Origin of the sequence: Streptacidiphilus neutrinimicus, from assembly GCF_000787815.1 — a bacterium.
Classification (GTDB): domain Bacteria; phylum Actinomycetota; class Actinomycetes; order Streptomycetales; family Streptomycetaceae; genus Streptacidiphilus; species Streptacidiphilus neutrinimicus.
On sequence record NZ_BBPO01000005.1, the window covers coordinates 1 to 13,657 of the forward strand.

Here is a 13,657-nt window from a genome sequence, read left to right on the forward strand (position 1 = left end):
TTCTGACTCAGTGAACTGGCCACCACGTCGTCCTACGGCGCGGCCGGTTACTCGCACCATAAGGGTACTCAGTGCCATCTGCCAAGGCACTCAGTGCCATGGTCTGCGTCACGGAGACCGCCTCCGGGGCCACGCCGAGGTGTCAATGAGACAGGGCCGCAGCGTCGAGCAGTGGGCCGAGCTCCTCTGCGACCGTGGTCAGGGCGTGGGTGTCGCGCTCCGCGCGGGCGATCAGCAGGGCGCCTTCGAGGGCGCTGACCAGGAGCGTGGCGAGCGACGCGCCGCGCGCCTCGGGGACCCCGAGCTCGACGAGGGCCGCGCCGAGGGGCTCGCGCCAGCAGGCGAAGGCCTGAGCGGCGGCGGTACGGGCGGAGTCTGCGGCGTCGGCGCAGTCGACGGTCACGGCCGCGACGGGACAGCCGAAGGCGAAGTCCGTGGCCAAGCACTCCTCGGTCCACTGGGAGATCAGTGCGGCGAAGAGCCGGCTCGGCCGACGGTCTGCGGCGGGCAGGGCGGCGAGGTTGCGGGTGACGCGGCGCGCGGCGTAGCGGCCGGCCCAGGTGACGGCCTCGCCGACCAGCTGGTCCTTGCCCCCGGGGAAGTAGTGCTGCAGCGAGCCGCGCGGGGCGTCGGCGTGCGCCGCGACGTCGCGCATGCCGGTGGCGCCGACGCCGTCGCGCCGGATCAGCTGCGCCGCGCTGAACACCATGCGCTCGCGCGGCGAGTACGTGCGCGTCCCCTGCTCGGTCATGGCTCCAGCCTATAGACGGACGGACGGGCACAGGCATCGCCGGGGATCGCGAACACCCCGGTGAGTCCGTCGCGGTCGGCGGTTCTGCGCACGAGGGTGAGGCCCCGGCCGACGGCCGTCAGCAGCCGACCGCGACCGTGCTCGACCTCGGCGACGATCCGGGTCACCCCGCGCCCCCCCCGCGGCGCGCTCCACCAGAGCGGCGGTCAGCGCCCGGCCGAGTCCTCGGCGCTGCCAGGGGTCCACGACCAGCAGGGCGAGCTCGGCGGTGCGCCCGTCGTTCGGGCCGTACGGCCGGGCGAGGCTGCCGAGCGCCACCAGCTCGCCGCTCGCCCCGGCGCGCACGGCGAGGGCATCGTGGCGCTCGGGCGGGCCGGCCAGCAGCTCGTCGAGGTGGCGGGCGGGGAAGGCGGGCAGCGGGGCGCGGAACCGGTGCCGGATGGAGGCGGCCGAGCAGGTCGCGAAGAGGCGGTGCACACCGGCGCGGTCCTCGGGGTGGATCGGGGTGACGCGCCAGGAGTCGAGGTCGACCGGCGGTTCCATGACAGCTGTCATAGCTCCATTATTATGACGACTGTCATAAGGTGGCAAGCGGACCGGGAAGCGACCGCGAAAGGGCGTGGAAGCGGACCGGGAAGCGACCGCGAAAGGGCAGGGTGCGGCGATGTCGGATCTGGTGGGATTCCTCGGGCTGGGGGTCATGGGCGGGCCGATGGCCCTCAACCTCGCGCGGGCGGGCACGCCACTGGTCGTCTGGAACCGCACGGCCGTCCGGGCCGAGCCGCTGCGCGCGGCGGGCGCGCGTGTGGCGGGCGAGCCGGGGGAGGTGTTCCGCGACGCGCGGACCGTGCTGCTGATGCCCTACGACGCGGACGTCGCCGACGCGATGCTGGCGCGGGGGACGGCGGAGTTCGCGCGGCGCGTCGCCGGGCGCACCGTCGTGCACATGGGCACCGCGGAGCCGGAGTGGTCACGGGCCCTGGAGGCGGAGATCCGCGCGGCCGGCGGCTGCTACGTCGAGGCGCCGGTCTCCGGCTCCCGGGTCCCGGCCGAGCAGGGGCAGCTGGTCGCCATGCTCGCGGGGGAGCCGGACGCGGTGGCGCGGGTGCGGCCGCTGCTCGCGCCGCTGTGCCGCGAGGCCTTCGCGTGCGGGCCCGTGCCGGGTGCGCTGCTGATGAAGCTGGCGGTCAACATCTTCCTGATCAGCACCGTCACGGGGCTCGCGGAGTCGTTCCACTTCGCGGCCCGCCAAGGCCTCGACCCCGCGCTGCTGCGCGACATCCTGGACGCCGGCCCGATGGCGAGCGCCGTCTCCCGCATCAAGGCGGGGAAACTGACGGAGGGTGACTTCTCGGTCCAGGCAGGCATTCTGGACGTCCTGAAGAACAACCGCCTGATCGTCGAGGCGGCGCGGGCCGCGGGCATCGCCTCGCCGCTGCTGGACGTCTGCTGCGCGCTGTACGCGGAGACGGCCGAACTGGGCCACGGCGCGCAGGACATGGTGGCCGTCCTGCGCGCCGTCGAGGCCCGGACCGACGCGGGCTGAGCGGACCGACGCGGGCTGAGCGGACCGACGCGGGCTGAGCGGACCGACGCGGGCTGAGCGGACCGCGCCCGGCAAGCCGGTGAGCCGGTGAGCCGGTCAGCCGGTCAGCCGGTCTGCGCTGCGATCCGGTCGCGGAGGCCGGTCAGGATCCTCGCCGCGTCCGCCAGCCCCGCCTGTTCGCAGCGGGCGACGCCCACGCCCAGCCGCTGGAGCGCGGCGTCGCGGCGCTCCAGCGGACCGGCCTCCACGATGGCGGCCAGCCGCAGCGACTCGGCCCGCGGCTCCTCGGCCTCCCGGCCGACCGCCGTGTAGACCGCGATCGACTGCTCGAACTCCGCCAGCGCCTCCTCCGGCCGCTGCGCCTCCGCGTAGGCGCGGCCACGCTCGTAGTGGGCGGCGCCGGTGACGAACCAGGAGGTCACCTCCAGGCCCGCGGCGACCGCGTCCGCCCCGACGCGCTCGGACTCCGCGATCCGGGCCAGCGCCTCGTCCAGCGCGTCCGCGCCTCCGGCCGCCATGAGCTGCCGGGCCAGCTCGCGCAGCGTCGCCGCCATCTGGTCCGGGCGCGGAGCGACCGCGTGAGAGGCCAGCGCGCGTTCCAGCGCCGCTCGCGCGGCGTCGAGCCGGCCCGCCTCCGCGAGCGCGCCCGTCGCCTCGCAGGCCGCCATGGTGTGGACGTCCTGGTCCTGCCAGCCGGAGACCGCGTCCGCGAGCCGGAGGAACTCCTCGGCGGCGTCGCGGTGCTCGCCCAGCGCGCCGAGGCCGCGCGCGAGGTCCAACCGCAGCTGGGCGCGGAGCCGCTCGTCCAGCCCGGCGGCCTCCGCGTCGGCCACGGCGGACTCCAGCACGGCCACCGCGTCGCCGGTGCGGCCGGCGCGGCGCAGCAGGTTGGCCAGGTTCAGCCGCGCGGCAACGGCGTCGTCGACGTCGCCACTGCGGTCGAAGCGCGCGGCCGCCTCGGTCAGCGCGCGGACGGCGCCGCCCGTGTCCCCGGCCATCGCGCAGGCCTGACCCAGCATCATCTGAGCCGGTCCGTACGGGAACGATGCGTCCGGCCAGCGGGCGGACTCGCCCAGCGCACGGTGGAACACCTCGACCGCCTCCTGCGGCCGCCGCTGCTGCGTCCGGACCTGCCCCAGCAGCACCAGCGCGCGCGGCGTGCGCCATGGTTGGCCCACCTCCTCCAGCAGCCGCAGCGCCTCCAGCAGCGCCTGCTCGGCCTCGTCGAGCCGCCCCAGCCGCGCGGCGACGTCCGCCCGGTACTGGAGCGCGAGCGAGACCCGGTGCCCCATGCCGAACCCCGCCGCGGCCTGTCGGAACGCCTCGTTCTCCGCCTCGAACGCGGCGAGGGCCTGCTCGACGCCGAGCACAGGCGCGGGAACGGCCTCGGCAGGGTCAGCGGGGGGACGCTCCGCGCCGGACGGAGCCGTGGCCGTCCGCTCGGTCGAGCGCGCACGGTCCGCGGCGGCTGCGCCGTGCGCGGGCGTGTCCGAAGCGGCAGGGGCCGTGGCGGTGGCGGCCGACGGCTCGGTCGAGCCCGCACGGTCTGCCGCGCCCGCTGTCTCCGGGGCCTGGGGAGGCGTGTCCGGGTCGTCCGATGCGCGGAGGGCGCGGTAGAGGGCGTGGTGGGCCGCGTAGGTGCGGCTCTGGAGGACCGTGAGCAGGCTGTCAGGGTCGGCGTCCGGGTGCTCCGCGCGGAGGGTCTCCGCTGCGGCGCGCAGGCGGTCCAGGGACGCCCAGTCCGTGCGGCCTCCCTCGGGTTCGGCGTCGACGACGGCCAGGCGCGCCTGCGCGGCGATGCGGCGGTCCTCGCGTCCCGCCTCGGCGAAGTGCGCGACGGCGCGTTCCATCTCGATGCGGGCGGCGGCGCGGTCGCGGCGTTCCATCGCCTCGGCGGCGCGTTGCTGCGCGACCTCCGCGCGCAGCAGCGCGAGCGGGCCGATCCCGGCGTCCTCGGGGAGGACGAAGTCCTCGGCCTCGATCCGCTCGGCGACGCGCAGCCAGAGCAGGTCCGCGTCCGGGTGCCCGGCGCGGTACGCCTCGCGGGCCCGGCGCACCAGTTCGGCGAGGTCCTGCGGGACGTCGGCGGCGGGGCCCGTCGGGCGGACGGGCGCCGGGACGGGTGTCGGCGCGCCCGACCGCGCCCCGGGCAGGCCCGGCGTGCGCACGCCGAGCGCCAACGGCTCCGCCAGCAGCGGCTGCTGGCCGACCCGGGCGCGGACGCGCGCGCTGACGCCGTCCGTGCCGTTACGGGCGTCGAAGCGCCCGGCCAGCTCCTCGTTCAGCGTGCGGAGGTGCGCGAGCAGCGAGGCGACCGTCCAGTTGTCGCCGGGCGGTCCGCTGACCGGCAGTTCGCCGTGGCCGTCGGCGTCCAGGCGGGTCAGCAGCAGCTCCACGGCGGAGCGGAAGTTGAGCAGGCCCAGCGGATTGCCTTCGGTGGCCCACAGGTCGCGGTTCTCGGCCAGGATCTCCAGGCCGCGCGCCTCGTTGCGGGTCAGCGCGCAGAACTCGACGTGCAGGCCGACCTCGGTGGCCTGGCTGGTCTTGCCGCGGGAGAAGCGGTAGCCGACCAGGTGGCTCGAGCGCGCCTCGTCGAAGCGGCCCACACGGACGAACGGCAGCAGTGCGTGGGCGTGGCTGGACCACGGCTCCTCGCTGCAGGTGCTCTCGCCCTCCAGGACCGGCTTCCAGATCTCCAGCGCCCGCGCGTCCTCGCCGCGGTGGGCGTGGAAGTCGGCGCGGCTGCGCAACTCGCAGGCGACGCAGTCGCTGTAGCGGGTGCGGGGCCGCCCCGCCCACAGCTCGAAGGCGTCCTCGACGTCCGCGTCGGCCGCGCCGCCCAGATGCCAGGCGAGGTAGAAGCGCTGGGCGTAGTACGGCTGCAGGCCCAGCCCCGCCTTCACGTAGCGGGACCTCATCTCCTCGTCCCAGCGCCGCACCGACGACAGCGGCACCTCCGGCAGCCCGCGCAGCGCTGAGGCGACCCACTTGAACCGCCAGAACAGCTGCGTGCGCGCCCACTCGTTGAAGGCTTCGGGCTTGGCGTCCCACAGCTTCAGCACCTTGGCGAAGACCACGGGCGACTTCCGCTGTTCGGCGTCGTAGGTGTACGCCTCCTGAAGGTCCATCAGGGCGAGGACGAGCAGCTCGGGGTCGTCCAGCCGGCCGCGCTCCTGCAACTGCTCGGCGGCCTCCGCCAACTCCTCGGCGGTGACGGTGCGCTGCTTGCCGTAAGGACGCTCGTCGTTGGCGCGCAGCGCCTGGACCAGAGCCTCGGGGGTGTCCACGGTCACGACTCGTTCTCCGTCTCCGGGCCGTGCTGGCCGGACTCATGGCCCCGCTGTTCGTGCCCCAGCATGGCGTGGTCGAGCAGGCTGATGAAGGACCGGTTGAGCAGCGCGCTCTCGCTCGCCCGCAGCGGGCGGCGGGTCAGCAGCACCGCCTGCCCGTACAGGGCCTCGACGGCGGTGACGACCAGTTCCCGGTGCGTGATCGTGGCGGCGCGGCGCACCAGCGGGTTGAGGTGGTTGAGCACCAGCTGCGCGCGCGGGGCCTCGGCGCGCAGCGAGCCCAGGATGTCGGCCCACAGGCCGTCCGCCTCCTGGGCCAGCTGGGCGCGCGAACGCTCGTGCCGCGCCTCGCGGTTGTCCAGCAGCAGGGCGGGCGCGTTGGTCGGGTGGAAGCTGCGCAGCGCCACGTCGCAGTCGAAGCGCCCGACGACCTCCCGGGCGATCGCCAGGAACGCGGACGCGGCCAGCTCGGCGGCTGGGTCGACGGAGTCGAGGTGCGCGGTGACCGTACCCGGGTCGAGGTCGGCGACGGAGCTGCCCGGCCGGATCTCCGGCAGGCGGTGCACCAGGTCGCGGTCGTACGCGTAGCCGCCGTTGATCACCCCCAGCCCGGCGGCGCCGGCGACCGGCGCGACCTGGCGGAACTCCTCGACGGTCCGGGTCACCAGGATGACCGGGTGGGTGCGGGCGAACTCGTCGAGGGTGACGTTGCCGTCCGTGGTCTCGAACGGCAGCCACGGCAGCAGCATCCTCAGCAGCTCGTCGTCGTACCGGGCCAGCGACTTGACCGCCAGGTGGTGCACGGCGATGAACCGGTGCAGCAGCGCCGGGTCGGTCGCGGAGAGCCCCGTCAGCCACTCGCGGATCCGCGCGCCGAGCGCGTCGCGGACGGCGGCGAGCGTCTCGTCGGCGTACAGGCCCTCGCGGGACGCGGTCGGGCGCAGCGCGTCGGTGTCGACCACGCAGCGGACGAAGAAGGCCCACTCCGGCAGCAGTTCGTCGGCCTGGTCGGAGAGCAGCATGCCCTTCAGGTGCACCCGGTGCCCGGTGCGGCGCGAGGGCGGGGCGGCGTCCGGCAGCACGTAGGCGACGCCGCGCAGGCCGGCGACCGGCAGCTCCAGCTCGATCGTGTCGAGCGGGACGAAGTCGAAGGTGCTGCGGCAGAACTGCGCGTACGCCTCCCGGCGCGCCAGCGGGGAGGCGTGCTGCGCCGCCCACGGCGGGGTCTCGTTGATCCGCAGCGCGCCGCCGTGCGCGTCCTGCACGGTGACGTCGTAGCGCAGCAGGCTGCCGAAGTCCCTTGCAAGTCCCACCACTTGGTCGTGACGGGTCCACTCGCGCGCATCCGCGCGCGGCGCGAGGGTGACCGTCGTGCCCGGCTCGGGCCTCGCCCCGGAGGGCAGGGTGCGGATGGTGTAGCGGCCGTCGGAGTGGCCGCGCCACTCGATGACCGGCGCGTCCTTCGTCCTCGCCGAGCGGGTGACGACGGTGATCTCGTCGGCGACCACGAAGCAGGCCAGCAGGCCGATGCCGAACTGTCCGATGAAGTCGCCGCGGGCGCTCGCCAGGCCCGCGCCGTCGATACCGCCGTCCGCGCCGCGCTTGGAGCTGCGGCCGATCGTGGCGAGGAAGGTGTGCACGTCCTCCTCGGTCAGGCCGACGCCGGTGTCGGTCACCGTCAGGGTGTCGGCGGCGCGCACGGTGATGGCAGCCGGGGCGTTCGGGTCGAGCAGGCGCCGCGCGGAGATCGCGTCGACGGCGTTCTGCAGCAGCTCGCGCAGGTAGACGCGGGGGCTGGAGTACAGGTGGTGGGAGAGCAGGTCCACCAGGCCGCGCAGGTCGACCTGGAAGGTGTGCGCGGCGGCGTCCGGGGCGGTGTCGCCGCCGTTGCCGGGCCGTTCGTTGCTGGAGCGTTCGAAGAGAGGCACCGTGACGGTTCTTTCGTGGTCGCGAAGGCGTGGGGTTCGAGGGGACGCGGCTCGGGCCGCGACTCAGGCCGCGCAGCGGGCGCGGTGGGTGCGGAAGGACAGGGCGGGATCGCCGCCGAGGTAGGCCCAGGGAGTCTGGGTGACCGTGCCGTCCAGCGCCTCGAAGAGCGGGCGGGCGAGGTGCCGCTGACCGGAGAGCGAGAACGCCATCGCGAAGGTGTTGTGCACACCCCGCCAGGTGCGCTCGGCGCGGTACTCCGGGTGGAACACGGACCGCTGCGCGGCCTCCTGGAGCTCGGCCATCACGTTCGGCCCGCTCATGTAGGCGCGCCCCTGCGCGCCGCCGCCCAGATCCAGCCAGCGCTCGAGGTGGGCGCGCGCCACGAGCTCGCCCAGCGGGCTGCCGGGCGCGGCCTCGAGCATCGACGCCCGGGCGAAGGCATGCATCTCGGCGTGCGAGCCGCCCCACTTCTCGCAGACCTGCTGCAGGCGCTGCCGGTGCGAGGCGGGATGCCCCGGCGCACGCCGCAGCGCGGCCTCGAAGCGGTAGCGCGCCACGTCCTTGTCCAGCGAGGCGCCGCGCGCGCTCAGCTGCAGGAAGTACCAGGGCGCGAGCCAGGTCGGCTCGCGCTCGGCGACCTCCAGCAGCTGGCCTTCCGCGACGGAGAGACGCTCGAGGAACACGTCCCACTGGTCCCGCGTCACGTTCCGGGCGCGGGCGCCCGTGCGGGCCTCCCAGGCCCACATGACCTGCCGAGCGCCGGACAGCAGCAGCGGCAGCGGGTCGCCCGGCTCGGCGGCGACCGCCTGCGGCGCCCACTCCTCGACCCCGCCGACCTCCGCCGCGGCGGCGAGCAGCGTCGTCTGCTCCACCTGGTCCGCCGCACCGCGCAGGCTCTGCCGCAGCGCGGGCCAGTCCCGCGCCCCGGCCTGCGCGATCACGTCGCGCAGCAGCGGATCCCCGAAGGCGGGATCCAGAACGGGCGTGGCCTCCAGACCTCTCCCCGCAGCCCGCGCTCTCTCGGCGGCATCCTTCCGCCACCGCCCGAACAACCCCATCGTGCCTGGTCCCCCTCACTCGACCGCTTTCGCCGGAGTTCCTATCATGAGCCCCCGACACATCCGTGGCCGACCCGTTTTCGCAGCTCCGCCAGGGCGTTGGGGACGGGTGCTGATGAGCCGTTTCTCCGTCAATGTCCGCCTGTCGGCTCCGCCGCGGCACATGCGGAAGGCCCCGCCGCACCGGTGGGTGCGACGGGGCCTTCAGCGAGGGGTGCTCAGCCCAGCTGGGCCAGCGCCTCGTTGAGGGTCTTCGAGGGGCGCATGACCGCCGCGGCCTTGGCCGGGTCCGGCTGGTAGTAGCCGCCGATGTCGGCCGGGGAGCCCTGGACGGCGTTGAGCTCGCCGACGATGGTCGCCTCCTGCTCGGTGAGGGTCTTCGCCAGCGGGGCGAAGGCCTCGGCGAGGGCCGCGTCGTCGGTCTGCTTGGCCAGCTCCTGGGCCCAGTACATGGCCAGGTAGAAGTGGCTGCCGCGGTTGTCGATGCCGCCGAGCCGGCGGGTCGGGGACTTGTCCTCGTTGAGGAAGGTGCCCGTGGCGCGGTCCAGGGTGTCCGCCAGGACCTTGGCGCGGGCGTTGCCCGTCGCGCCGGCCAGGTGCTCGAAGGAGGCGGCCAGGGCGAAGAACTCGCCGAGGCTGTCCCAGCGCAGGTAGTTCTCCTTGAGCAGCTGCTGCACGTGCTTCGGGGCGGAGCCGCCCGCGCCCGTCTCGAAGAGGCCGCCGCCGGCGATCAGCGGGACGATCGAGAGCATCTTGGCGCTGGTGCCGAGCTCCAGGATCGGGAACAGGTCGGTGAGGTAGTCGCGCAGCACGTTGCCGGTGACGGAGATGGTGTCCTCGCCGCGGCGGATGCGCTCCAGCGAGAAGGCCGTGGCCTCGACCGGGGACATGATCTCGATCTGCAGGCCCTCGGTGTCGTGCTCCGGCAGGTACTGCTTGACCTTGGCGATCAGGTTGGCGTCGTGCGCGCGGGTCTCGTCCAGCCAGAAGACGGCCGGGGAGCCGGTGGCGCGGGCCCGGGAGACGGCCAGCTTGACCCAGTCGCGGATCGGCAGGTCCTTGGTCTGGCAGGCGCGGAAGATGTCGCCCTTGGCGACGTTCTGCTCCAGGACCGTGTTGCCCTCGGTGTCGACCAGGCGCACCACGCCGTCGGCGGCGATCTCGAAGGTCTTGTCGTGGGAGCCGTACTCCTCGGCGGCCTGGGCCATCAGGCCCACGTTCGGGACCGAGCCCATGGTGGCCGGGTCGAACGCGCCGTGCGCGCGGCAGTCGTCGATGACGACCTGGTAGACGCCCGCGTAGCTGCTGTCCGGCAGGACGGCCAGGGTGTCGGCCTCGTTGCCGTCCGGGCCCCACATGTGGCCGGAGGTACGGATCATGGCCGGCATCGAGGCGTCGACGATGACGTCGGACGGCACGTGCAGGTTGGTGATGCCGCGGTCGGAGTCGACCATGGCCAGGGCCGGGCCCTCGGCGATCTCGGCGTCGAAGGAGGCCTTGATCGCGTCGCCCTCGGGCAGCGCGTCGAGGCCGGCCAGGATGGAGCCGAGGCCGTTGTTCGGGTTCAGCCCGGCGGCGGCCAGGGTGGCGCCGTACTGGGCGAAGGTCTTCGGGAAGAAGGCGCGCACCACGTGGCCGAAGATGATCGGGTCGGAGACCTTCATCATGGTGGCCTTCAGGTGCACCGAGAACAGCACGCCCTCCGCCTTGGCGCGGGCGACCTGCGCGGCCAGGAACTCGCGCAGCGCGCCGACGCGCATCACGGAGGCGTCGACGACCTCGCCGGCCAGGACCTTGACCGTCGGGCGCAGCACGGTGACGGTGCCGTCGTTGGCGACGTGCTCGATGCGCAGGGTGTCGTCCTGGGCGACGACGGCGGACTTCTCACTGTGGCGGAAGTCGTTGACGCCCATGGTGGCGACGTTGGTCTTGGACTCGGCCGTCCACGCGCCCATGCGGTGCGGGTGGGTCTTGGCGTAGTTCTTGACCGAGAGCGGCGCGCGGCGGTCGGAGTTGCCCTCACGCAGGACCGGGTTCACGGCGGAACCCTTGATCTTGTCGTAGCGCGCCTTGACGTCCTGCTCCTCGTCCGTCTTCGGCTCGTCCGGGTAGTCCGGCAGCGCGTAGCCCTGCGCCTGCAGCTCGGCGATCGCGGCCTTGAGCTGCGGGATCGAGGCGGAGACGTTGGGCAGCTTGATGATGTTGGCGGCCGGCGTCTTGGCCAGCTCGCCGAGCTCGGTCAGCGCGTCCGGGATCCGCTGGGCCTCGGTGAGACGCTCCGGGAAGACGGCGATGATGCGCCCGGCGAGCGAGATGTCGCGGGTCTCCACGGTGACGCCGGCCGTGGAGGCGTACGCCTGGATCACCGGCAGCAGCGAATAGGTCGCCAGGGCCGGGGCCTCATCGGTGTGCGTGTAGATGATGGTCGAGTCAGTCACCGGGTACTCCCGCTTTCGCGTCTACCTTCACGTGTGGAACGTCTCGACATCAAGATACATGGTTCGGGTGACGATCTCGCGGGCCGAGGGCTACGGCTCCCTCGGGGGCGGCCGCAGGACGGCGGTGCCCCACCCCAGGTCGACGCCGGTGCCTGGCGGCGCGCCGGGCAAGCCCGCGGGGGTGGCCGTAGCCGACGACGACATGCCGCATCCCGGCCGCGCAGAGCGGCACGGTCACCAGCGCGGACGCGAGGAGTAAGCCGAGACCCATCAGATCGTCAGCGTGTCCGAGGAAGGCGCTCGGCCAGGGGCGCGCTCCTGGCGGTCGGCCGCCAGTCCCCCTTTACGCCAAGGGAGTTGGCTGCTGCGGCAGACGCGGCGGGCGCGGTCCGTCGGCCGCGCGCGGTGCTGGCGCGACGGGGCGGCGGGCCGCCATGCTGGGGGGCATGCCGATCACCGTGGAACGGGCCGAGAAACTGCTCGCCGAGAACTTCGCCCCCTGGGTGCTCGACCTCGGCCTGACCGTCGAGGAGACGGGCGAGTCCCACGCGGTGCTGCGCCTGCCCTGGTCCGAACGCCTGGCCCGCGAGGGCGGCGCGCTCTCCGGGCAAGCCCTGATGGCCGCGGCCGACACGGCCGTCGTGGTGGCCGTCGCCTCGGCACGCGGCGGCTTCGTGCCGATGACGACGGTCCAGCTCTCCACGTCCTTCCAGCGCCCGGTGCTCGGCGCCGACGTGCTGGTGACAGCCCGCCTCACCAAGCTCGGCCGCGCCCTCGCCTTCGCGGACATCGCCCTGACGACCGAGGACGCCCTGGCCGCGCAGGCCACGGCGGTGTACGCCTTGCTGGGCTGAGACCCAGCCCGGCGAGCCGGGCGGGTGCTACGCCCCTCCGCTGCCGGGGCCCTGGCGGCGGACTTCCTGGACGTGGCGGAGGGCGTCGCGCAGATCGCCCAGCCAGGCTTCGGCGTTGTCGCCGACCTGGCGGACGCACCAGGCGAGGGCGTCGCTGCGGCTGCGGGCCACGCCCGCCGCCACCAGCGTGTCCAGCACCTGGCGTTCCGGCTGGCGCAGCCGCGTCATCGCAGGGACGGCGAGGTGGGTGAACATCAGACGGCGGCCGTCGTGGCGGACGCCCCAGGACACCTTCTTCCCGAAGCGCTCCTCCGCCGCTCCGGCGACCCGCATGCGCTGGGCGCGGGTGCTCTCCCGGTACGCCGCGACGGCGTCCTCGACGGACACGGCCTCGTCGGACGCGGCGCCGGGCGCCGCGTCGGCCGGCAGGGAGCCGACGACCGTGATCTCCTCACGGTCGACGACCACCTCCGGCGTCTCCCCGAACAATCCCTCGGGCAGGTGCGCCGCGAACCACTCCGCGACGGACTCCCCGGTCGTGCTCTTGTTGCCCATGTATCGATGATTACACCATTACAAGATTGCGCAAGACCCCCGCGGCAGAAGGCCGCGGTAGCCGACATGCCGGGCACACGGGCGCCACCTACCCTGGCCCTATGGGAGCCATGGGAACCGTGGCCGCCGGATACACGGTCGAGCTGGAGCCGGAGGTCCGGGCCTGGCTGGAGCTGTTGCCGGGCCGGCTGTTCCGGCGCGTCGAGACCTACGCCGAACTCCTCGCAGAGCGCGGGCCCGACACGCCCTCGCCTTTCGCGCGGACGCTGCGCGACGGCGTCGCCGAACTGCGGCCGATGCTCGACGGCGTGGCGACCAGGGTCACCTACTGGATCAACCGGGACGAGCGCCGGATCGTGCTGCTCACCGTCTTCCGCAAGACGCGCACCCACGAGCAGGCGCAGATCGAGCGCGCGGTGCGCGCCAAGCTGGAGTGCGAGGCCGCGCACGGCGCGGCGCACGGGATCTTCGTCCGCGAGGGGGCCGGTGGCACGTGATGAACGGCGCGACGCACAGGGTGACCCCGGAGCACACCCGCTGGAAGCTGCCTGGGGAGTGGCGGCGGGTGGACGGGCACCGTGAGTCGCTGGAGCTGGAGCAGGAACGCCAGGAGCACCGGCTGACCATGGCGTTGGCCAAGGTGGTGCACGACCGCCGCGTCGCCCTCGGCCTGTCGATGGCCGAACTCGCCTCGCGGATCGGCATGTCGCGCGCGATGGTCGAGCGCGTGGAGGGCTCGGATGTCATCGTGACCCTGGCCCTGCTGACCCGGCTGGCCGCGGGGCTCGACGCCTCGCTGCGCTTCGCCGTCGACGCGCACGGCGCGACCGTCTCGCTCGTGGAGCAGGAGCCGATGCTGGTCTGACGGTCAGTCAACCACCGTTCAAGCCCTCACGCGCAGCATCCTCAGCGTGAAGCCCTGCCCCGTCGGGTCGATGCGGCGCGTCGCCTGCTTGAAGAGGTACTCCGCGCGCTCGTAGGAGAGGCGACGCCGACCGGTCTCCGGGCACAGGTCCGCCTCGGCCGGAGTGCGGGCCGGAGCCGGCCGGCGGGCGCTGAGGAAGAGCGGGCCACGGGCTCGCCCCTCGGTCAACTCGGCGACAGCAGAAGTGGTTTCCGGCCTCCAGCAGAGGAAGGACCGGCCCGAGCGCGCCCGGTCGTGCGCCAGGTCCACGTCCTCGACGTCCAGCGCCAGCACGGCGGCGACCGTCGCGCCGGACTCGTGCAGCACCCGCC

Annotated in this window: 11 protein-coding genes and 1 pseudogene; 4 read left to right on the forward strand and 8 right to left on the reverse strand. The window is 73.9% G+C overall.

The features are described 5' to 3' along the window. Positions 1 to 142 precede the first annotated feature (142 nt). Together TR48_RS05360 and TR48_RS41630 are read right to left on the reverse strand one after the other, a co-directional pair. Positions 143 to 751: an LmrA/YxaF family transcription factor gene (locus TR48_RS05360; RefSeq protein WP_042364731.1), complete on the reverse strand. Its 609-nt coding sequence runs from the start codon at positions 749 to 751 to the stop codon at positions 143 to 145. A 9-nt stretch (positions 752 to 760) separates the two neighbouring features. Next, positions 761 to 1,306 (reverse strand): GNAT family N-acetyltransferase, encoded by a 546-nt coding sequence (locus TR48_RS41630; protein ID WP_152627809.1) that lies wholly within the window; start codon positions 1,304 to 1,306, stop codon positions 761 to 763. Positions 1,307 to 1,415: 109 nt separating this feature from the next. Here TR48_RS41630 and TR48_RS05370 point away from each other — a divergent pair, with 109 nt between their 5' ends. After that, on the forward strand, positions 1,416 to 2,297 hold the full coding sequence (locus TR48_RS05370) for an NAD(P)-dependent oxidoreductase (RefSeq protein ID WP_042364732.1): 882 nt from the start codon (positions 1,416 to 1,418) through the stop codon (positions 2,295 to 2,297). Positions 2,298 to 2,401: 104 nt separating this feature from the next. On the opposite strand, the gene TR48_RS05375 is transcribed toward TR48_RS05370, so the two are convergent. From TR48_RS05375 to TR48_RS05390, 4 genes are all read right to left on the reverse strand, one after another. Then, positions 2,402 to 5,590: a tetratricopeptide repeat protein gene (locus tag TR48_RS05375; RefSeq protein WP_042364733.1), complete on the reverse strand. Its 3,189-nt coding sequence runs from the start codon at positions 5,588 to 5,590 to the stop codon at positions 2,402 to 2,404. After that, positions 5,587 to 7,413, reverse strand: a complete 1,827-nt coding sequence (locus TR48_RS05380; protein WP_236652030.1) for an HSP90 family protein — start codon at positions 7,411 to 7,413, stop codon at positions 5,587 to 5,589. The genes TR48_RS05375 and TR48_RS05380 overlap by 4 nt, the downstream gene beginning before the upstream one ends. A 165-nt stretch (positions 7,414 to 7,578) precedes the next feature. Beyond that, positions 7,579 to 8,574 carry a hypothetical protein gene (locus TR48_RS05385; RefSeq protein ID WP_236652017.1) on the reverse strand — a complete coding sequence of 332 codons (996 nt, stop codon included), beginning with the start codon at positions 8,572 to 8,574 and terminating at the stop codon, positions 7,579 to 7,581. Between the two features lie 218 nt (positions 8,575 to 8,792). Continuing rightward, on the reverse strand, positions 8,793 to 11,012 hold the full coding sequence (locus TR48_RS05390; protein ID WP_042364734.1) for an NADP-dependent isocitrate dehydrogenase: 2,220 nt from the start codon (positions 11,010 to 11,012) through the stop codon (positions 8,793 to 8,795). A 446-nt stretch (positions 11,013 to 11,458) separates the two neighbouring features. On the opposite strand from TR48_RS05390, the gene TR48_RS05400 reads away from it, so the two are divergent. Beyond that, positions 11,459 to 11,866: a PaaI family thioesterase gene (locus tag TR48_RS05400; RefSeq protein ID WP_042364848.1), complete on the forward strand. Its 408-nt coding sequence runs from the start codon at positions 11,459 to 11,461 to the stop codon at positions 11,864 to 11,866. Positions 11,867 to 11,893: 27 nt separating this feature from the next. Here TR48_RS05400 and abmR read toward each other — a convergent pair whose 3' ends face one another. Beyond that, positions 11,894 to 12,421, reverse strand: a complete 528-nt coding sequence (gene abmR / locus TR48_RS05405) for an ATP-binding transcription factor AbmR (RefSeq protein WP_042364736.1) — start codon at positions 12,419 to 12,421, stop codon at positions 11,894 to 11,896. Between the two features lie 101 nt (positions 12,422 to 12,522). Between abmR and TR48_RS05410 the strand changes: the two genes are divergently transcribed. Together TR48_RS05410 and TR48_RS05415 are read left to right on the forward strand one after the other, a co-directional pair. Beyond that, entirely contained in the window at positions 12,523 to 12,918 is a 396-nt protein-coding gene (locus tag TR48_RS05410) for a type II toxin-antitoxin system RelE/ParE family toxin (RefSeq protein ID WP_236652018.1), read from the forward strand. Continuing rightward, positions 12,918 to 13,286, forward strand: coding sequence for a helix-turn-helix domain-containing protein (locus TR48_RS05415; protein ID WP_042364738.1), 369 nt, complete (start codon positions 12,918 to 12,920; stop codon positions 13,284 to 13,286). Before TR48_RS05410 ends, TR48_RS05415 begins: the two co-directional genes overlap by 1 nt. Before the next feature lie 18 nt (positions 13,287 to 13,304). On the opposite strand, the pseudogene TR48_RS42960 reads toward TR48_RS05415, so the two are convergent. Beyond that, positions 13,305 to 13,657 (reverse strand): annotated as a pseudogene (locus TR48_RS42960) (RNA polymerase subunit sigma); the annotation flags it as partial.